Genomic DNA, 17,520 nt, shown 5'->3' with positions numbered 1-17,520 from the left:
GCATCCTCAGAACAGATCGCTGCGCGATTTCAGCAGGGTTTCGACGTCTTTATCGACCTTGATGTGGATTTCATGTTCGATTTTGACATTCATGTTGATGGTAATCGGCTCCTTTGGCGCAGCGACTTCAATGCGCGGCGTACAGCCGGTCAGTAGCGCGGCAACGGTGAGCGCACCAGCCATCTTTTTCATTGTTGTTCCTCACTTTCCTTGCCAGTCGAACTGCGCAGAGCGGGTATCGCCGCGTGTTGCTCAAACCAGGTTTGCAGGTTGTCGCCAAAACGCAGGCTGCGCCACAGGGTAAAGACATTCTCGTCATGGGTATAGTTCAGGTTGACGGAGCTGCTTTTGCCGTCCATGCGGCTGGTCCCCTTGATGGTCGCCTGCATGGTTAATTCACCGAGGTTATCTAAATTGATTCTCGTCCACGACTGCGAAATTTCCATGTAGCGGAGCCAGTTAATCGCCGCGCCCGCAACCATATTATCTTTCACGATGGCGTCAGCCGTATCTTTGTCGAGTCGCAGCGTCATCGGCCCGGGGTTGGTCAGCCAGCCATCTTTAATGATCCACTTTTCATTGTCCAGCCAGAACGGCAGCGCCCCGCTGACCGGGCCTGACATGGCAAACTGCTTCGGGTTGACGGCGCTAATCAGCTCGCTGGAGGAGATATTGTCCACGCGCAGCAGAGCCGGATCGTGCTGCGGCATCCGCAACTGCTGCATGGTGATTTTCCCGCCGAGGGTTTCCACCTTCACGTTGGTGAGCAGCAGCGGATTGTCCTCCGTCCAGGGGTAATCCCCCTGCAGGTCCGCGGTAATGTTGCGCGCGGTCACCAGGTTTTCCACTTCGCCAATGCGCAACGTAACCGGGCCGCGCGTGCCCAGCGACCAGGTTCCCTCGCTGAAGCGGAACGGCAACACAAAATCGACGCCGTTAATCTGGTTATCGGGCATCCAGGCACTGCCGGATTTCAGCACGCCGTGCCCGCCCGCCTCAAATCCCTGTTCGGCCGCCGCCGAGAAGGCGACCTGCGCATAGAGTTCTCCGTCGCGCAGCGTCATTTTCCAGTCCGGCGGGATCAGCGGCTGGAAGACGGTGAGCGACTGTTTCGGCCACCAGGCCTGCCCGCGAAGGCGCTCCCCGTCCCAGCGGCCATTTACCTGGACCGGGCCAATTTTTTCCGCACGGAGATCGCCCTTAAACTGGAAAATCGTCGGGTCGGTGCCGTCGACGCTGAAAGTCAGGACCGACGGCGGCAAAACGCTGCCGCCAGCGAACCGGGTTTGTCCGGCATTGAGCGACAGCGCGCCGCTAAAAGTCGGTTTTTCTGGATCGCGGAACCAGCGCACCGGATGATCCAGCACCAGGCGCGGCTTGCTGACCTCCATCGTGCCGTACTGGAGCTTGTCAAAACCGGTAGAGAGCGCGGTGAGCTCGATGAGTTTGTCCCGCCACTCGCCTTTCCCGGCGACATCCCAGCGGGCATTCATTGGCGTAAAAGCGCCTTTGCCCCAGTAACGCCACTGCCACAGGCCGTTGTCAGGGAGAAAATCGTTGGCCTGACCGTCCAGATGGAGTTCAAAATCGCCCATCTCGTTTTCATGGGCACGCAGAATCGCCTGCAGACGACCGTCGACACCCTTCTGTGTCAGCTTCACGCCCGCCAGCGGCCAGCGGATTTCATCGATATCGAGCGAGTCAATAATACGCCCGCGCGAGCGGAGCAGCGCACCCGGCTCAAAAGCAAGCTGCGGTTCATACAGGCTGCCGGTCAGTGTTGCCGGCAATTTGGCGTAAAGAATGAGATCGTTTTGCTTCGCCTCGCCGCTCAGATGCAGCGGCATGTCGCTGTTTTCCATGCTGAGCCTGCCGGGCCCAATATTCAGTACCGCGTTGCCTTTCCCCGCATCGCCTTGCGTCAACACGTTCAGCCGTCCGGTCAGGGTGGCTTTTTCCAGCCCCTGCTGCCAGTTATCGGCGCGAAGGGACACCCGCCCGCTCAGCGGCATACCCGAGAGATCCCAGTTCCAGCGTCCGTCGCTGATGTTCAGCTGCTCCGCGGTGATCTGCCACGGCAGGTCAAGCAGCGGATCGGGATTGTCCCGCGCCATCACCACCAGCTGTCCCTGGTTGTCTTCCCAGTCCAGATCGGCATCGACCAGAGACGTTAACTGTGGCACGTTAAAGGTCGCGACAGCGTGGCCTTTCACCGGCACGCCGTCCGGTACCAGCGGCAAGGTAAACTCGCCCACCAGCTTAATGGGCTGCGGCTGATCCGGGAGCTTTACATCGAACTGGCTGACCGAGAGCGTTTGACCGCGAAGCGTGCCTTTAATGCTGACCTGTTCGCCTTTATAGGCGATCTCCTGACGGGACGGGGTCAGCGACGCATTAAGCTCGCCCTGCCACTGCTGCCAGGGCGACAGCGTCAGACGGTGAACAGTGAGCCAGGTATTGGGTAACACCGCCTGCCACTGCGCCAGCGTTTTGGGGGCGACCGTTGACGGCGCAGACTGGGGAATTTTGCTCAGACAGACGGAGTTAAGATCCAGCGTACCGATATCCAGCTTCCAGCGGCCTGGATGTGACAGCGTCACGTTATCGGCACGGGCTATTTCACAGTCTTCAACCAGATAGCGAAGATCGGGGATCACCAGCGCGTGACGGGTGAGTTTGGGGCTTTCCTCGAAAGCGATGCGCGTCCCGACAGGCAGCCAGATCCCGGCGAGCGTCGGCACCCACTGGGCGAGCGTCATCAGCAGCGTCAGCGGCACCAAAATCAACAGCAGTAAAAGCGCAAGTGCGGCTTTGTATTTACCCTTCATGGGCAGTTAATATCCTGATTTTTCGAAATAATTAAGCCGGCAGTGCCGAATATTGTCGCATATTTAGCGGATCAGTTGAAGCCAAAGCCAGATTTAAGGATAGATGCTGTAACGTTAAGTTGCGAAACTAGAGCCTGTTCCGAGGCATTGCCAGAAGGTAAAGCATGGCGAATATCAAGGATCCCCAATACACCGAGTCGTACCGCCAGGGGTCAAAATCAATATGTAAAAATCCGCTAACAAATTCGTAGCCATTGGCAAAAACGTTAATTTGAATGGCTGCCATGGCTATTACAAACAGCGTATAGGCAATGAACAGAGGATATTTACGCAGCCTGTTGACCTTGAGTTTCCCCATCAACAGTACGAATAAAACCGCAATAGATACTACAAAATAGTACAAGGCGGGCAGCATCGGCGGAGATAAAGACAACTCCAACTGTTGCGACATGGATCATTCTCCATATTTGTCAGAAACTCAGCCGGTTCCTGATATCTTTCTATCACATTCAGAAGCATTGCAGTTTTCACACCCTCTTGCCATTCTTTAACGTAATCCAGACAGGCGTTTCTCGCATCCTCTACCCACTCCATTTTCCGCTACATGCCCTGATTAGATCCGCGCAGAAGCGTTCTCGTAGTAAGAATATCATGGAGTTAGGGTGTACATATGCTCTAGAATAATTGATAGAACTTATTGAATTCAATAATATTTTAGAAATTGTAAGATAATTTTAATCATGCTAACGTGAATGCAAAATCACTGGAGAAAGTCTTATGAAACTCGCGGTATATAGCACAAAGCAGTACGACAAAAAGTATCTGCAACATGTTAACGAAGCTTACGGGTTTGAGCTTGAATTTTTCGACTTTCTGCTGTCCGAAAAAACCGCCAAAACGGCGCACGGCTGTGAAGGCGTCTGCATTTTTGTTAACGACGACGGCAGTCGCCCTGTGCTGGAAGAGTTGAAAAAACAGGGGGTGAAGTACATCGCCCTGCGCTGTGCGGGCTTTAACAACGTGGATCTCGACGCGGCGAAAGAGCTGGGTCTGAAGGTGGTGCGCGTCCCGGCATACTCTCCGGAAGCGGTGGCGGAACATGCGATTGGCATGATGATGTCACTCAACCGTCGTATTCACCGCGCTTATCAGCGTACGCGCGATGCCAACTTCTCTCTGGAAGGGCTGACCGGTTTCACCATGTACGGTAAAACCGCGGGCGTGATCGGCACCGGTAAAATCGGCGTGGCCGCCCTGCGCATCCTGAAAGGCTTTGGCATGCGTCTGCTGGCGTTTGATCCGTACCCAAGCGCCGCTGCACTGGAGCTGGGCGTGGAGTATGTAGATCTCCCGACCCTGTTCTCACAGTCTGACGTGATCTCCCTGCACTGCCCGCTGACCCCGGAAAACTATCACCTGCTTAACCAGTCGGCGTTTGACCAGATGAAAGACGGGGTGATGATCATCAACACCAGCCGAGGCGGGCTGATTGACTCTCAGGCCGCTATTGAAGCCCTGAAAACCCAGAAAATTGGCGCGCTGGGGATGGACGTGTATGAGAACGAGCGCGACCTGTTCTTTGAGGACAAGTCTAATGATGTGATTCAGGACGACGTGTTCCGCCGTCTGTCGGCCTGCCATAACGTCCTGTTTACCGGCCACCAGGCGTTTTTGACGGCCGAAGCGCTTATCAGCATTTCGGAAACCACGCTGGGAAATTTGCGTCAACTCGAAAAGGGCGAAGCGTGCCCTAACGCGATAGTGTAAACCTGGTAAGCCGGGTGGCGGCTACGCCCTGCCCGGCCTGGGCGTTAACTGAACGCCCCTCTGCCTTTTCCGCCAATGGTGTCACACGCCATCCTTTAGAAGCATGACATTTTTACGGCTATCTTCGCTTCGACGTTTACCGTAACGTTCAGCCTTTTTGCTTCCAGGGCGATCATCCTTTGGGCAAGCGCCAGATCGCCACTATGAACCTAGTCAATCAGATGCTGTATCAGGCTCACCATCAGGAAATACTTGTTAGCGGGGGCAAAATCGGTCATGGCGATCCCGTGGTTTTGCAACTGCTGATGTGCTGCCGCTTCGATGTTTTCGTAGCGCCCTTCTCCCGGGTCATAACACGCGTGGGTTTTACCTCCAATGAGGATTGACTGTACTAATATACAGTAGTATTTTACTTTCAACATTTCATTGCGCAATGAATAATTAAAAGGAGAGTCGATGTTTGTTGAACTGGTCTATGACAAGCGAAATGTACAGGGGCTGCCGGGCGCGCGCGAGATCATTCTGGCCGAACTGACAAAACGTGTGCATCGAATTTTTCCTGAGGCCAGGGTGTCCGTTAAGCCGATGCAAGCGAACGGCCTGAACAGCGATGCGAGCAAAAGTGACCGGGAGAAGCTGAACCGCATGCTTGAGGAGATGTTCGAAGAGGCGGACATGTGGTTGACGCACGAGCCTCATTAATCCTTAACGACGCATGAATGTCGTTAGCAGCCCGATACTGTTGCTCACCCATAATGCTTTGTGCATATCCTGAGGGCATAAAAAAAGGCCGCTTGAGCGACCTTCACCGAAGAAGATGTGATTAAAGCAGTTTGATCTTTACCTCATACCCCTCTAGTCCCGTCATTGTTTCGCGAGCAGTAAACTCTATTTCGGAAACTTCCTGGCCTGTTTTTTTTCGTAACTCTGCGATTTTTTTCGTAATCAGAGCGGAAATCTCTTCTTCTGCCTTTTGCGTCAGTGCGTCAACGTTCATTTTTACCTCTTCTGGCCGTTTGCTGTTTCCATTCTCCAGTAAGGCGACAATCATTGATTAATCACCTTTAACCATAACTGTATGTAAAGCATAGACTACCGCTGAGCCTGATGACTGATGACTGATGTGGTCGTATTTAAATGTGCATTTAGATTGCATTATTTGCGCGAGGTGCTATTGTCCAAAAGCCTTAGAGCAAGAAGCACCTTAGAATAAGAAAAGATTTGACTCATACTTGCCCCTACCAGGGGCATTTTTTCTGCTGAACGCTTCCCTCTTGTTACAGAAAAGCTCATCGGGTTAAAACTGGCTCCGGTTTGCAGCCATTCTTTCATGCTGACTCTTCATAAGTCATAAACCCGCCGATGGCGCGTTTCAAAGCAAGCAGATGATTATTTAAAGCCTTCTGCGACAATCAGGAAGTCTGGAGCATGCTGGGGGCTGTCAAATATGTCGGCGTTTCAGCAAAGAAAGATATACACGGTCACATTATTTTGGCAAACCATTCTTAATTAGCCGCCCGGATAGCTAAAATAAAATTTGCTTATCCGCGCTGCCCGTGCCTTAATGACCCGGTTGGTTCGTTGCAAATATCGAATGCAACGTTCCTCAAGAAGTCCTCATAACCAGGCGCTATCTCTGATATCCCCTCCTTTTGAGTTTTTACGTAATCTGTCATACGTTTCTCATCATAGTTTTTTCATTTTTAGAGTCTTCAAACGGAGTATTTTATGTCATCAAGGATCTTAGGTCTGGTCAAGTGGTTTAACGAGGATAAGGGTTTTGGCTTCCTCTCGCCCCTCGATGGAAGTAAAGATGTGTTTGTTCACTTTTCTGCCCTGCAGGGAGAAAGCTTCAAAACCCTTTTTGAAGGCCAGAAAGTGGAATTTGCTATCACGGCAGGCAATAAAGGCCCCGCTGCGGCCAACGTGATGCTCTGCGACAAATAATATGATCAGTGGCCCGCGATTACGATGAAGTTTTTATTGAGTTGACGGGTTGATTTAAATACGTTGAGAGGGTTTAAACAGCGCACTGCAGTATGGGCAAACCAGTTGAGACCCTTTTTGTACGCGATTGTAGCTGTGCTCTGAATCTTTAGAGCAGTTTGGGCAAGGACATTTGACTAAATAATTTCGGCGCAATTGCGCGTTTTTACGTCCAGACATAGGCTTCTCCTGTATAAATGGACTGCTACAGTACACGTTAAGGCCGTAAATTGCTTGTTTTAATTTCATTAATGATGAATAAACGTCAATTAATGATTCTCTTAGGCTTGCCGTAAACTGAAAAAACCACAGACAACTACACGGTGAAATATGAAAAAAGTGATCGTTTTTTTTAATGGCAAACCGGGCAAGGTTGTCACCGTCATGAAGGGCGTGACATCGTTACGTGAAGAGTATCCAAATGGTGAAGAAGTGCATCTTCAAATAATGTCTGCCTGGTATCCGTCTTTGACGGGTGACCACGACGTCATCTATGTTGCCTCAGACAGAGAACTTACGTCGCAGGAAATATTTGATGCGGGAAAAAAGTATTTGTAACCGCAGGAAGGTTCGGGACTTCTCATGACCTGCTGCGCATTCGCATTATTATAATAACGATGTCTCATTATTCTCTTCGCGGGGAAGAACAATTTCGGGTAATAAACCGGGCTTCACGCCCGGTTCTGTTTCCAGCCTGAAAAAGACCTACGAACTCAGCCCGCGATTCTCCAGCATCGGTTCAATTTTCGGATCGTGCCCGCGCCAGTTCCGGTAAAGTTCAGCCAAATCAGTGCTATTCCCGCGCGACAAAATTGCCTCACGGAATATTTGCCCGTTTTCACGCGTTAACCCACCCTGCTCGACAAACCACTGATAGCCGTCGTCCGCCAGCATCTGCGTCCAGAGATAGGCGTAATACCCCGCCGCGTAGCCGCCGCCAAAGATATGGGCGAAATAGCTGCTGCGATAGCGCGGCGGTACGGCTGGTAGATCCAGCCCCTCTTTGTTCAGTGCGGCGGCTTCAAAGGCTTCCACGTCTTCAACGGGCTTCTGAAGGCCGTGCCAGTTCATATCCAGCAGCGCGGCGCTCAACAGCTCCGTCATGTCATACCCCTTATTAAACTGGGTCGCGTTGAGCATTTTTTCCCGCAGCGCCTCCGGCATCGGTTCGCCGGTTTGATAGTGACGAGCAAAGTGAGCAAATACCTGCGGATGGCTGGCCCAGTGTTCATTGATCTGCGACGGGAATTCAACGAAATCACGCGGCGTGTTGGTGCCTGAAAGCGTGGCATAGCGCTGGCTGGCAAACAGCCCATGCAGCGTATGACCAAACTCGTGGAACAGAGTAATCACATCATCCCAGGAGATCAGCGCGGTCTGACCGTTGGCCGGTTTTTGATAATTGCAGACGTTGTAAATCACCGGACGCGCGGCAAATTCGTAAGACTGCTCAACAAAATTCCCCATCCACGCGCCGCCCGCTTTGGAATCACGCGCGAAAAAGTCGCCGTAGAACAGCGCCATGCCTTCGCCGGTGTGATCGAAAATCTCCCACACGCGAACGTCCGGGTGGTAAACCGGAATATCAAAACGCTCGACAAAGCGGATGCCGAACAGCTGCGTGGCGGTCCAGAATACGCCATCTTCCAGCACGGTATTGAGCGCGAAATAGGGTTTGATCTGCGACTCATCCAGCGCGTATTTCGCTGAGCGCACGCGTTCGGCATAGAACGCCCAGTCCCAGGCCTGCACCGTAAAATCGCCCTGCTCGTCGTCGATGACCTTCTGAATATCCGCCTGCTCCAGCGCGGCCCTGTTGCGCGCCGCAGGAACTATCCCGCGCATGAATTCGAGTGCGGCATCCGGCGTTTTCGCCATCTGATCGGCAATGCTCCAGCTGGCAAAGTTTTCAAACCCGAGCAGCTGCGCCTGTCTTGCCCGCAACGCGGTAAGCCGACGGATCAGATCGCGCGTATCGTTTTCGTCCCCTTTCTGAGTGCGTTCCCAGCCTGCGTTAAACAGCTTTTTACGCGTCTCGCGCTGCGACAGCGTCGCCAGCGCAGGCTGTTGCGTGGTATTCAAAAGCGGGATCAGCCAGCGATCCGTCAGCCCTTTTTCTGCGGCAGCGTGAGCCGCCGCAGCGATCTCCCCGGCACTCAGCCCATCCAGCGCATGCTCGTTGTCCACTACCAGTCCGCCCGCCTTGTTCGCAGCAAGGAGACGCTGATTAAACTGGCTGGTCAGGGTGGCGGCTTCGGTATTCAGGGCTTTCAGCTCCGCTTTTTCATCGGCGTTCAGACGCGCGCCCGCAAGAACAAAGTGCTGATACGTCTCCTCCGTCAGTCGGCGGGATTCGGCATCCAGCCCCTCGCGCTCCTGCCAGACGGCTTCCACGCGGGCGAAAAGGGTATCGTTAAGCCAGATATCGTTCGCCAGCCCGGCCAGTTCGGTGGAGAACTGCTCGTCCAGCGCCTGAAGATAATCGTTGGTGTGTGCGGACGTCATGGCGAAGAACACACTGTTCACGCGCGACAGCATGGCCCCGCTCTTTTCCAGCGCCAGCACGGTATTGTCGAAATCCGGCGCAGCGGTCTGCACGATAATCGCGTCAATGTCTGCACGTTTAAGGCGCATCGCTTCATCAAAGGCCGGACGATAATGGCTGTCGTTGATCGCATCAAAGCGTGGTGCCTGATAAGGCAGCAGGCTAATTTCAAAAAAAGGATTGTTGACCGACATCGTTTACTCCTGAGCACGGTATTTCTCCCCAGAGTAGGCCAGCCTGCGCTGGCCTGCAATGGCGTCATACAAATGTTGCCTTAACGACGTGCCGGAGAGCGTGCTATGTTAGTACAACACAAAAAGCGTTGAGGAACAGTGAGATGATTATTTTAGTTACCGGGGCAACGGCGGGTTTTGGTGAAAGTATCACGCGTCGTTTCGTCGCCAACGGACATAAAGTGATTGCAACGGGGCGCCGTCAGGAGCGTTTGCAGGAGCTAAAAGACGAACTGGGTGACAGCATCCTGACCGCACAGCTGGACGTGCGAAACCGCGCCGCCATTGAAGAGATGATTGCCAACCTGCCTGCCGGATGGCGTGAAATCGACGTTCTGGTCAATAACGCTGGCCTGGCGCTGGGAATGGAGCCTGCTCACAAAGCCAGCGTGGAAGACTGGGAAAACATGATCGACACCAACAACAAAGGGCTGGTGTACATGACCCGCGCCGTGCTGCCGGGCATGGTTGAACGTAACCGGGGTCATATCATCAATATCGGTTCCACCGCCGGAAGCTGGCCTTACGCGGGCGGCAACGTGTACGGTGCAACCAAAGCCTTTGTCCGTCAGTTCAGCCTGAATCTGCGCACCGACCTGCATGGCACCGCGATCCGCGTGACCGATGTTGAGCCGGGTCTGGTAGGCGGAACCGAATTCTCCAACGTGCGGTTCAAAGGCGATGACGCGAAAGCGGATAAAACTTATGAAAATGCAAACGCGCTGACGCCGGAAGATATCACCGAAACCGTCTGGTGGGTTGCGACCCTGCCGAAGCATGTCAACATCAACACGGTTGAGATGATGCCCGTCAGCCAGACCTATGCCGGACTCAGCGTGCATCGCGGTTAATTTACCCCACCCGGCCTGCGGGCCGGGTATGTGATGGCAGGCAAAAGAATGGTAGTATGTTCAGGTTAACTCTCTGAGAAATCACAACCCATGGCCGCTGAATCGCAACTTAATCCTACCCAGCCCGTTAATCAGCAAATTTATCGCATTTTACGCCGTGATATTGTTCGCTGCCTGATCCCACCGGGAACGCCACTCTCAGAAAAAGAGGTTTCGGTACGTTTTGACGTTTCCCGTCAGCCCGTACGTGAGGCGTTTATCAAGCTTGCAGAAAACGGCCTTATTCAGATCCGCCCTCAGCGCGGCAGCTATGTCAATAAAATTTCGCTTTCGCAGGTACGGAATGGCTGTTTTGTTCGCCAGGCCATCGAGTGCGCCGTGGTGCGTCGCGCCGCGTCGCTCATTAACGACAACCAGTGCTATCTGCTGGAGCAAAACCTGCATCAGCAACGAATCGCCATCGACCGCAAACAGTTAAACGACTTTTTCCAGCTGGACGACGAGTTTCACCAGAAACTGGCGCAGATTGCCGAGTGCCAGCTCGCGTGGGATACCGTCGAAAACATCAAAGCGACCATCGACCGCGTGCGCTACATGAGTCTTGATCATGTTTCTCCGCCAGAGATGTTGCTGCGACAGCATCATGATATTTTCAGTGCCCTGGAAAAACGTGACGTGGAAGCCGTAGATAAAGCGATGACGCTTCACCTCCAGGAAATTAGCGAGTCAGTTCAGTTAATTCGTCAGGAAAACAGCGAGTGGTTTAGCGAAGAATAAACCTCGCCGCCCCCTTTCGGTGCGGCGAAGTGATTAGCGGACCACTAATACCGGAATAGTGGCGTAGCGCAGGATAGTTTCAGCATTTGAACCCAGCAGATGCGTTGTGATACTCGGATTTTTTGATCCGATAACAATGACATCATATTTCCCCTCTTTGCTGAGCTTGATGATTTCATCGCGTACGTTGCCGAAGCGAACTTCACAGTCAATATTGTCCGGGGACATATCAAAGAGCCGTTTCAGTGCCTTCATTTTCTTATCAGATTCGGCGGTCATATACTCTTCGAACTTCTTAATATCGGCATTGAACCCCCGCAGTAACGAACGGCTGCTGTTAGGGAGAATGTTGACCAGGGTGATTGTCGCGCTTTCCGCCTTCGCGAGGTTGACCGCGTGGCGTACCGCTTTATCGCTCAAATCCATTTCAAACACGTCAACAGGCATCAAAATTTTCTTATACATAACCTGACTCCTTTTCCGATGAAGGGTTATTTTCTGCTTCCAGAATGGCATTGCGGAGATAAACAAAACCTAAACACTTACGTTCGTAAACTATCAAATAAGGAAAATAACTGTCCGCTTTGTAAAGCGATGTCCTGAACCGTCAGCGCCATCATGAAATAAGAAAAAAGTGTGAGCTTGATCAAAAGCAAATAATTCAGTTTAAGAGAGGCGTATTAATAGTGCCCCGTGAACGGCAGCCGTTGAATTAGCGCCGTAACGGATAAGTGCAAGAGGAGAAAATACCATGATGACATACGACCGTAACCGAAATGCAATCACCACTGGCAGCCGCGTTATGATTAGCGGCACAGGTCAGTTCGGCGTGATTAAAGCGATCCACAGCGACGGCCTGAATGCCGAGCAGGTGCGTCGTGGTAAAACGGTTGAAGTGGAAGGATGCGAAGGTAAGTTCGAACCGATTGAGCTGATTCGCCTGGGGATGCACTAAGCTGTTCCCCGACATGCCGCCGCGAACGGCGGCATGTCAAAGCGTTAAAGGCGGGCGGCGTACTCAGCAACCGTGGCCTTCGCGCCTTTTTGCAGCAACGTTTGATAAGCCCGCATGACCGCCTCAACAAACACCGCGTCCTGCGGCAGCTCGTTCCCGAAAATAGCTTCAATGCCCAACAGCGCACTCACCCGGCTTTCACCTTCAGCGCTACCGTTTACCGCCGCCTGTATCACCGCCAGCTGCGGGTCGCTCACCTCAATGGCGTTACCCTGCTCATCCACACCGCCGACATAACGCATCCAGCCTGCCACACCCAGGGCCAGCAGCGGGAAAGGTTTCTGATGGACAAGGTGCCAGCGCACGGAATCGAGCATACGCTGCGGCAATTTCTGGCTACCGTCCATGGCAATTTGCCAGGTACGGTGACGCAGCGCCGGGTTGCTGTAGCGCGCGATCAGCTGGTCGGCATAGTGAGCTAAATCCACCCCCTTCACTTTCAGCGTCGGCGCCTGCTCTTTCAGCATCAGCGCATGCGCGGCTGCGCGATAATGTTCATCTTCCATGCAGTCGTTAATGTGCTGATAACCGGCCAGGTAGCCGAGATACGCCAGGAAAGAGTGGCTGCCGTTAAGCATACGCAGCTTCATCTCTTCAAAGGGAATGACATCTGAAACCAGTTCCGCACCCGCCTTTTCCCACTCTGGACGGCCAGCAACAAAGTTGTCCTCAATCACCCACTGGCGGAACGGCTCGCAGGCCACGCCTGCCGGATCGCGTACCCCTGTCAGCTGTTCAATTTTATCCAGCGTATCGGCCGTGACGGCGGGCACAATACGATCCACCATGGTTGACGGGAAGGTAACGTTCGCTTCAATCCAGTCCGCCAGTTCACTGTCTACCGCTCGCGCGTAAGCACAGGTTACGTTGCGCATGACATGGCCGTTCTCCGGCATGTTGTCGCAGGACATCACGCTGAACGCAGGCAGCCCCGCCGCTTTGCGTCGTGCCAGCGCTTCCACCACTACGCCCGGCGCGGATTTCGGCTGATGCGGGTTTTGCAGGTCTGCAACGATTAACGGATGATCGAGCATCAGTTGCCCGGTTGCCGGAGAGTGGCAGTAGCCCTTCTCGGTGATGGTCAGCGATACGATCGCCACCTGTGGTTCACACATCGCCGCCAGCACGCTCTCCAGCCCGTCGACCTGCGCATGCAGCGCTTTTTTGACGACGCCAACCACGCGGGATGTCCAGGTATCGGCGGACATCTCCGCCACGGTGTAGAGGTTATCCTGCGCTTTCAGGTCGGCAATCTGCTGCTCGCCGCCAATCAGGTTAACCTCGCAGTAGCCCCAGTCGCTACCGTGTTCAGCCGCAAGAATGTCGGCATACACCGCCTGATGCGCACGGTGAAATGCGCCAAACCCTAAATGAACAATGCGTGCCTTAAGGCTGCTGCGATCGTACTGAGGAAGCGTCGCTTTCGCCTGTAATAACCGGTTTTCCATGATTAAGACTCGTTAATTAGAAAGCTGTGATTCGCGGCCGCGCTATTCAGGCGGCCGCGCCTGCTGACTACACCAACTAGAATGGCAGTTGGGGTAAAAAAATAACTGCCATAAACCATACTGATACTGCCGTTTGAGTTTTTGATTTATATTAACTTTTGCTCAGGTGGTGTGACATAAACAAAAAGTTGTGTGATAAGTCACGCAAGATATAAACCGTTAGCGTCGCGTGGAGACCGCACCGTAACCCACGCTCTCTTTTGGCGCGGCCTCCGCAGCATCTTCCGCCGCGCTGAGGTCACGGTCGCGCACTTCCGGCATCAGAATTGCCGAGACCAGCCCAATCACGGAATAGGCCACCAGCATGGCAACAATCGGCCACCAGGAACCGGTCATATTGCAGAAGATCCCCGCCAGTACCGGACCAAAGCCCACCGCCACCAGACCACCGGCCTCTTTGGAGATAGCCATACGGGTAAAGCGATTTCGCGAGCCAAACATCTCCGCCATGGTGATATTTTCCAGGGCGAACAGCCCCAGGACGGCGAAGTTATGGATAACGATGATGCAGAGCATGATCGTCCCCGGCGCATAGCTTTTATCGACGATGATCGACAGCATCGGGTACGCCAGAATGATGGCGGAGATATTGAGGATAATGTACGGTACCCGGCGGCCTACTTTATCGGAAAGCCAGCCCAGCAGCGGGATGGAGATAAACCCGAGAATGGAACTTATCATCAGCGCGTCGGTCGGAATGGCCTTATCAAACAGCAGCGTCTGGACCAGATAACCGGCCAGGAAGGTCTGGATCAGACCCGAGTTGCCCGCCTGACCGAAACGCAGGCCGGTCGCCAGCCAGAAGGATTTGCTTTTCACCATTGACCCCAGTGAAGTGTCCGGCTGCACGGTTTCTGAATCGTTCACTTTCTCAAAGACCGGGCTCTCCTTGAGGTTCATTCGCAGCCAGATGGCGAAGATCATCACTACGACGCTGGCGAGAAACGGCACGCGCCAGCCCCATGCGAGCAGCTGTTCACGGTCGAGGGCGAAGAACATGATGGCCCAGATCGCCGTTGCGCTCAGCGTCCCGCAGTTAGTCCCCATAGCCACCAGAGAAGAGATGATGCCGCGCTTTCCTTTCGGCGCGTACTCCGCCAGCATGGTCCCGGCCCCGGAGATTTCCGCCCCCGCGCCCAGCCCCTGAATAATACGCAGCGTGACCAGCAGCACCGGTGCGAAAATCCCAATCTGCGCGTAGGTCGGCAATACGCCGATTAAGGTGGTGCAGATCCCCATCATGGTGATAGTGATAAACAGCACTTTTTTACGGCCAATGCTGTCCCCCATTCTGCCAAAGATAAAGGCCCCGACGATACGCGCGATGTACCCTGCACCGTAGGTTCCCATCGCCAGGATCAGCGCCATCGCGGCAGACTGTTCCGGGAAGAAAATTTCATGAAAGACCAGCGCGGCACCCAGCGAGTAGAGCTGGAAATCCATAAACTCCAGGGCGGTGCCCAGCCAGCCTGATACGGCGGCTTTCACCAGATCTGACGTCGTTCTTTGAGGTTGTGCTTGAGTCATAATGGCTATCTCTGAAAGGTAAGATGCGTACCACTTAGAGCCTGTCTTCGCAGGCTCTTATCGCGTGAATTATTATTGGCCGAACGTGAGTAAGACCTTGCAGCACTGCCGCTGGTCTTTTTCAAACAGTTCGATTGCGTCTGTAACGTGGTGATAGTCAAAAGTATGGGTGACCAGTTTTTCCGGGTCGATAAGCCCTTTTTCCAGCCAGTCAATCACGACCGGGAACTTGTTGGCGTTCAGGCGTGAAGAGAAGATCGACAGCTCTTTGCCGGTGATCCCCTGCTGCACAATCTGGCTCGGGTCACTGGAGAAGCCCATCAGCACGATGCGCGCCGCCGGAGACGCCAGCGTAATCGCTTCCTGCAAAATGGACGGATGACAGGCAGCATCGATGATTAACGTCGGCTTGATCCCTTTTTCATCCAGCGCGGCCTGTAAAGACTGCTCGCCGTTGTTGAAGACCCAGTCCGCGCCGCTGCGTTGCGCCATCGCCAGCCGCTCATCAATGCGATCGACAACGATGACCTGCTTCACCTTGTAAACGCCCTTCAGCGCCTGCACGGTGACCAGCCCCATCGGCCCTGCGCCGTAGATCAGCGCCACATCCTGTTCGATGGGATTAGCCTGCCCGGTCACGTTGGCGGCAATGGTGAAAGGCTCAACCATGACGGCGTGTTTATCCGGGATCGCATCCGGGATGCGCCAGGCATTTTTAGCGGGCACTGCGGCGTATTCGCTGAATCCGCCGTCGCGATGAACGCCCAGCACCACCAGTGAAGTGCAGACGTTAGGCTTACCGACGGAGCACGGGTAGCAATGTCCGCAGCTGATCACCGGATCCACCGAAACGCGTTCACCCAACCGGGACGGTGCAACGCCCTCGCCCACGGCGTCGATTTCTCCAAAAAACTCGTGACCAATCACGCGCGGATATTTTGCAAACGGATTATGTCCACGGTAGATGTGGCTGTCTGACCCGCAGATCCCGGCCAGCTTGATTTTGACGCGGACTTCCCCTGCGCCTGGCTCCGGGCGTGGACGCTCTTCAATCACCAACTGGTTCGGCTGTTGAATCACTATGCTTTTCATCGTTCGCTCCTCGGTTACCAGTTCCACAGCGTGCCGTCTTCAAGACGGGCCACCGGCAGATAAGCTGGATCGTACGGGTATTTCGCCGCCAGCTTTTCATCAAACTCAATGCCCAGCCCCGGCTTGTCGCCCGGATGCATAAAGCCGTTATCAAAGCGCCAGCTGTGCGGGAAGACCTCAAGCATCTGCTCGGAGTAGCCCATATATTCCTGCACGCCGAAGTTTGGCACCCACAGGTCGAAATGCAGCGCAGCCGCGTGGCAGATCGGTGACAGATCGGACGGGCCGTGTGAGCCGGTACGCACCTGATAGAGCGAGGCGAAGTCAGCAATGCGGCGCATCCCGGTGATCCCCCCCGCATGGGTGATGGTGGTGCGGATATAATCGATGAGCTGCTCTTCGATGAGCTGCTTGCAGTCCCAGATGCTGTTGAACACCTCGCCAACGGCAATTGGCGTAACGGTATGCTGGCGGATCAGGCGGAAGCATTCCTGGTTTTCCGCAGGGGTGGGATCCTCCATCCAGAACATGCGGAACTCTTCGATGCTCTTGCCGAAACGCGCCGCTTCAATGGGGGTCAGGCGGTGGTGCATGTCATGCAGGAGATGCTCATTGAAGCCAAATTTACTGCGCACCGCGTCAAACAGTTTTGGCGTGAAATCGAGGTATTTCTCGGTGGACCAGAGCTGCTCTTCCGGCCAGTCGCCTTTGGTGGCGGGCTCGTAGGCCAGCCCCTTCCCTTTAGCCATGCCGTAGGTCGTTTTCATACCGGGCACGCCGCACTGCACGCGGATCGCCTTAAAGCCCATCTCCTTATGGCGGGCGTAATCTTCCAGCACGTCGTCAATGGTGTGCCCGGTGGTGTGGCAGTAGACCATCACCCCTTCACGGGATGCACCACCCAGTAGCTGGTAGAGCGGCATATTGGCCGCTTTGGCTTTGATGTCCCAGAGCGCCATGTCCACGGCGGAAATGGCCGACATAGTGACCGGACCACGACGCCAGTAGGCGCCTTTATAGAAGAATTGCCAGATATCTTCGATACGGTGCGCATCGCGACCAACCAACTGCGGGCAGAGATGATCTTTCAGGTAGGAAGCAACGGAGAGCTCACGCCCGTTCAGCGTGGCGTCGCCGAGCCCCACAATCCCCTCATCGGTGGTGATTTTAAGGGTGACAAAATTCCGCCCCGGGCAGGTTACAAACACTTCAGCCCCGACAATCTTCATAATCCATTCCTTACATCGTTCGTTGTGATGTTGGAAATTTACCCACCTGAGCTACTACCATACAAGTATAATGATCGTAAAATCAGCGAACGATCACAAAACGAGGTACATAGTCGTCCTCCCCAAATACGGACATTTTGCGCCTGTTTCACTTCAGGTGAG

At 54.0% G+C, this 17,520-nt stretch carries 20 protein-coding genes; 7 read left to right on the top strand and 13 right to left on the bottom strand.

The window, feature by feature from the left end:
- Window positions 1-6 precede the first annotated feature (6 nt).
- The 3 genes from ACWKXT_RS03285 to ACWKXT_RS03275 all read right to left on the bottom strand — a co-directional run bounded on the left by ACWKXT_RS03285 (window position 7) and on the right by ACWKXT_RS03275 (window position 3,279).
- Window positions 7-192: a YnbE family lipoprotein gene (locus ACWKXT_RS03285; protein WP_080327221.1), complete on the bottom strand. Its 186-nt coding sequence runs from the start codon at window positions 190-192 to the stop codon at window positions 7-9.
- Entirely contained in the window at window positions 189-2,828 is a 2,640-nt protein-coding gene (locus ACWKXT_RS03280) for a YdbH family protein (protein ID WP_454531638.1), read from the bottom strand. Before ACWKXT_RS03280 ends, ACWKXT_RS03285 begins: the two co-directional genes overlap by 4 nt.
- A 127-nt stretch (window positions 2,829-2,955) precedes the next feature.
- The gene (locus tag ACWKXT_RS03275) at window positions 2,956-3,279 is read right to left on the bottom strand and encodes a hypothetical protein (protein ID WP_454531637.1); all 324 of its coding nucleotides are present in this window, start codon (window positions 3,277-3,279) and stop codon (window positions 2,956-2,958) included.
- Window positions 3,280-3,605: 326 nt separating this feature from the next.
- Between ACWKXT_RS03275 and ACWKXT_RS03270 the strand changes: the two genes are divergently transcribed.
- Window positions 3,606-4,595, top strand: coding sequence for a 2-hydroxyacid dehydrogenase (locus tag ACWKXT_RS03270; RefSeq protein WP_454531636.1), 990 nt, complete (start codon window positions 3,606-3,608; stop codon window positions 4,593-4,595).
- Window positions 4,596-4,804: 209 nt separating this feature from the next.
- Here ACWKXT_RS03270 and ACWKXT_RS03265 read toward each other — a convergent pair whose 3' ends face one another.
- Window positions 4,805-5,017, bottom strand: coding sequence for a hypothetical protein (locus ACWKXT_RS03265; RefSeq protein ID WP_454531635.1), 213 nt, complete (start codon window positions 5,015-5,017; stop codon window positions 4,805-4,807).
- A gap of 34 nt (window positions 5,018-5,051) precedes the next feature.
- Here ACWKXT_RS03265 and ACWKXT_RS03260 point away from each other — a divergent pair, with 34 nt between their 5' ends.
- Window positions 5,052-5,297: a DinI family protein gene (locus ACWKXT_RS03260; protein WP_454526934.1), complete on the top strand. Its 246-nt coding sequence runs from the start codon at window positions 5,052-5,054 to the stop codon at window positions 5,295-5,297.
- 121 nt (window positions 5,298-5,418) lie between these two features.
- Here ACWKXT_RS03260 and ACWKXT_RS03255 read toward each other — a convergent pair whose 3' ends face one another.
- Both ACWKXT_RS03255 and ACWKXT_RS03250 read right to left on the bottom strand, forming a co-directional pair.
- On the bottom strand, window positions 5,419-5,592 hold the full coding sequence (locus tag ACWKXT_RS03255; RefSeq protein ID WP_454527357.1) for a GnsA/GnsB family addiction module toxin: 174 nt from the start codon (window positions 5,590-5,592) through the stop codon (window positions 5,419-5,421).
- Between the two features lie 158 nt (window positions 5,593-5,750).
- Window positions 5,751-5,927: a hypothetical protein gene (locus ACWKXT_RS03250; protein ID WP_454531634.1), complete on the bottom strand. Its 177-nt coding sequence runs from the start codon at window positions 5,925-5,927 to the stop codon at window positions 5,751-5,753.
- Between the two features lie 396 nt (window positions 5,928-6,323).
- On the opposite strand from ACWKXT_RS03250, the gene ACWKXT_RS03245 reads away from it, so the two are divergent.
- Window positions 6,324-6,542 (top strand): cold shock domain-containing protein, encoded by a 219-nt coding sequence (locus ACWKXT_RS03245; protein WP_454531633.1) that lies wholly within the window; start codon window positions 6,324-6,326, stop codon window positions 6,540-6,542.
- A 54-nt stretch (window positions 6,543-6,596) separates the two neighbouring features.
- Here the strand turns inward: ACWKXT_RS03245 and ACWKXT_RS03240 are convergent, their stop codons facing one another.
- A complete protein-coding gene (locus ACWKXT_RS03240; RefSeq protein WP_454531632.1) occupies window positions 6,597-6,761 on the bottom strand; it encodes a YnfU family zinc-binding protein in 165 nt (54 codons plus the stop codon).
- Between the two features lie 150 nt (window positions 6,762-6,911).
- On the opposite strand from ACWKXT_RS03240, the gene ACWKXT_RS03235 reads away from it, so the two are divergent.
- A complete protein-coding gene (locus ACWKXT_RS03235) occupies window positions 6,912-7,139 on the top strand; it encodes a hypothetical protein (protein ID WP_454531631.1) in 228 nt (75 codons plus the stop codon).
- Window positions 7,140-7,286: 147 nt separating this feature from the next.
- Here the strand turns inward: ACWKXT_RS03235 and dcp are convergent, their stop codons facing one another.
- Window positions 7,287-9,320, bottom strand: a complete 2,034-nt coding sequence (gene dcp / locus ACWKXT_RS03230) for a peptidyl-dipeptidase Dcp (RefSeq protein ID WP_454531630.1) — start codon at window positions 9,318-9,320, stop codon at window positions 7,287-7,289.
- Between the two features lie 143 nt (window positions 9,321-9,463).
- Here dcp and ydfG point away from each other — a divergent pair, with 143 nt between their 5' ends.
- Together ydfG and ACWKXT_RS03220 are read left to right on the top strand one after the other, a co-directional pair.
- Window positions 9,464-10,210, top strand: a complete 747-nt coding sequence (ydfG, locus tag ACWKXT_RS03225) for a bifunctional NADP-dependent 3-hydroxy acid dehydrogenase/3-hydroxypropionate dehydrogenase YdfG (protein ID WP_454531629.1) — start codon at window positions 9,464-9,466, stop codon at window positions 10,208-10,210.
- A gap of 90 nt (window positions 10,211-10,300) precedes the next feature.
- Window positions 10,301-10,987 carry an FCD domain-containing protein gene (locus ACWKXT_RS03220; protein ID WP_213813297.1) on the top strand — a complete coding sequence of 229 codons (687 nt, stop codon included), beginning with the start codon at window positions 10,301-10,303 and terminating at the stop codon, window positions 10,985-10,987.
- Between the two features lie 33 nt (window positions 10,988-11,020).
- On the opposite strand, the gene ACWKXT_RS03215 is transcribed toward ACWKXT_RS03220, so the two are convergent.
- Window positions 11,021-11,452, bottom strand: a complete 432-nt coding sequence (locus ACWKXT_RS03215; RefSeq protein ID WP_454531628.1) for a universal stress protein — start codon at window positions 11,450-11,452, stop codon at window positions 11,021-11,023.
- A gap of 286 nt (window positions 11,453-11,738) precedes the next feature.
- Here ACWKXT_RS03215 and ydfZ point away from each other — a divergent pair, with 286 nt between their 5' ends.
- On the top strand, window positions 11,739-11,942 hold the full coding sequence (gene ydfZ, locus ACWKXT_RS03210; protein WP_003857405.1) for a putative selenium delivery protein YdfZ: 204 nt from the start codon (window positions 11,739-11,741) through the stop codon (window positions 11,940-11,942).
- 44 nt (window positions 11,943-11,986) lie between these two features.
- Here ydfZ and ACWKXT_RS03205 read toward each other — a convergent pair whose 3' ends face one another.
- The 4 genes from ACWKXT_RS03205 to manD form a co-directional block, all read right to left on the bottom strand.
- Window positions 11,987-13,450: a mannitol dehydrogenase family protein gene (locus ACWKXT_RS03205; protein ID WP_454531627.1), complete on the bottom strand. Its 1,464-nt coding sequence runs from the start codon at window positions 13,448-13,450 to the stop codon at window positions 11,987-11,989.
- 219 nt (window positions 13,451-13,669) lie between these two features.
- The gene (locus ACWKXT_RS03200) at window positions 13,670-15,037 is read right to left on the bottom strand and encodes an MFS transporter (protein ID WP_454526943.1); all 1,368 of its coding nucleotides are present in this window, start codon (window positions 15,035-15,037) and stop codon (window positions 13,670-13,672) included.
- 72 nt (window positions 15,038-15,109) lie between these two features.
- Window positions 15,110-16,129 (bottom strand): Zn-dependent oxidoreductase, encoded by a 1,020-nt coding sequence (locus ACWKXT_RS03195; RefSeq protein WP_454526944.1) that lies wholly within the window; start codon window positions 16,127-16,129, stop codon window positions 15,110-15,112.
- 14 nt (window positions 16,130-16,143) lie between these two features.
- Window positions 16,144-17,358 (bottom strand): D-mannonate dehydratase ManD, encoded by a 1,215-nt coding sequence (gene manD, locus ACWKXT_RS03190; protein ID WP_454531626.1) that lies wholly within the window; start codon window positions 17,356-17,358, stop codon window positions 16,144-16,146.
- Window positions 17,359-17,520 lie beyond the last annotated feature (162 nt).

Source organism: Enterobacter sp. UPMP701 (assembly GCF_053709515.1).
This window is presented reverse-complemented; position numbering and strand designations above follow the sequence as displayed.

Excerpts from the sequence above, each read along its gene's own strand:
- ACWKXT_RS03270 (WP_454531636.1), top strand. The coding sequence starts at position 3,606 with ATGAAACTCGCGGTATATAGCACAAAGCAGTACGACAAAAAGTATCTG.
- ACWKXT_RS03285 (WP_080327221.1), bottom strand. The coding sequence starts at position 192 with ATGAAAAAGATGGCTGGTGCGCTCACCGTTGCCGCGCTACTGACCGGC.
- manD (WP_454531626.1), bottom strand. The coding sequence starts at position 17,358 with ATGAAGATTGTCGGGGCTGAAGTGTTTGTAACCTGCCCGGGGCGGAAT.
- ACWKXT_RS03245 (WP_454531633.1), top strand. The coding sequence starts at position 6,324 with ATGTCATCAAGGATCTTAGGTCTGGTCAAGTGGTTTAACGAGGATAAG.
- ACWKXT_RS03235 (WP_454531631.1), top strand. The coding sequence starts at position 6,912 with ATGAAAAAAGTGATCGTTTTTTTTAATGGCAAACCGGGCAAGGTTGTC.
- ACWKXT_RS03250 (WP_454531634.1), bottom strand. The coding sequence starts at position 5,927 with ATGAAAGAATGGCTGCAAACCGGAGCCAGTTTTAACCCGATGAGCTTT.
- dcp (WP_454531630.1), bottom strand. The coding sequence starts at position 9,320 with ATGTCGGTCAACAATCCTTTTTTTGAAATTAGCCTGCTGCCTTATCAG.
- ACWKXT_RS03215 (WP_454531628.1), bottom strand. The coding sequence starts at position 11,452 with ATGTATAAGAAAATTTTGATGCCTGTTGACGTGTTTGAAATGGATTTG.
- ACWKXT_RS03240 (WP_454531632.1), bottom strand. The coding sequence starts at position 6,761 with ATGTCTGGACGTAAAAACGCGCAATTGCGCCGAAATTATTTAGTCAAA.
- ACWKXT_RS03265 (WP_454531635.1), bottom strand. The coding sequence starts at position 5,017 with ATGTTGAAAGTAAAATACTACTGTATATTAGTACAGTCAATCCTCATT.
- ACWKXT_RS03280 (WP_454531638.1), bottom strand. The coding sequence starts at position 2,828 with ATGAAGGGTAAATACAAAGCCGCACTTGCGCTTTTACTGCTGTTGATT.
- ydfG (WP_454531629.1), top strand. The coding sequence starts at position 9,464 with ATGATTATTTTAGTTACCGGGGCAACGGCGGGTTTTGGTGAAAGTATC.
- ACWKXT_RS03220 (WP_213813297.1), top strand. The coding sequence starts at position 10,301 with ATGGCCGCTGAATCGCAACTTAATCCTACCCAGCCCGTTAATCAGCAA.
- ydfZ (WP_003857405.1), top strand. The coding sequence starts at position 11,739 with ATGATGACATACGACCGTAACCGAAATGCAATCACCACTGGCAGCCGC.
- ACWKXT_RS03195 (WP_454526944.1), bottom strand. The coding sequence starts at position 16,129 with ATGAAAAGCATAGTGATTCAACAGCCGAACCAGTTGGTGATTGAAGAG.
- ACWKXT_RS03200 (WP_454526943.1), bottom strand. The coding sequence starts at position 15,037 with ATGACTCAAGCACAACCTCAAAGAACGACGTCAGATCTGGTGAAAGCC.
- ACWKXT_RS03205 (WP_454531627.1), bottom strand. The coding sequence starts at position 13,450 with ATGGAAAACCGGTTATTACAGGCGAAAGCGACGCTTCCTCAGTACGAT.
- ACWKXT_RS03255 (WP_454527357.1), bottom strand. The coding sequence starts at position 5,592 with ATGAACGTTGACGCACTGACGCAAAAGGCAGAAGAAGAGATTTCCGCT.
- ACWKXT_RS03275 (WP_454531637.1), bottom strand. The coding sequence starts at position 3,279 with ATGTCGCAACAGTTGGAGTTGTCTTTATCTCCGCCGATGCTGCCCGCC.
- ACWKXT_RS03260 (WP_454526934.1), top strand. The coding sequence starts at position 5,052 with ATGTTTGTTGAACTGGTCTATGACAAGCGAAATGTACAGGGGCTGCCG.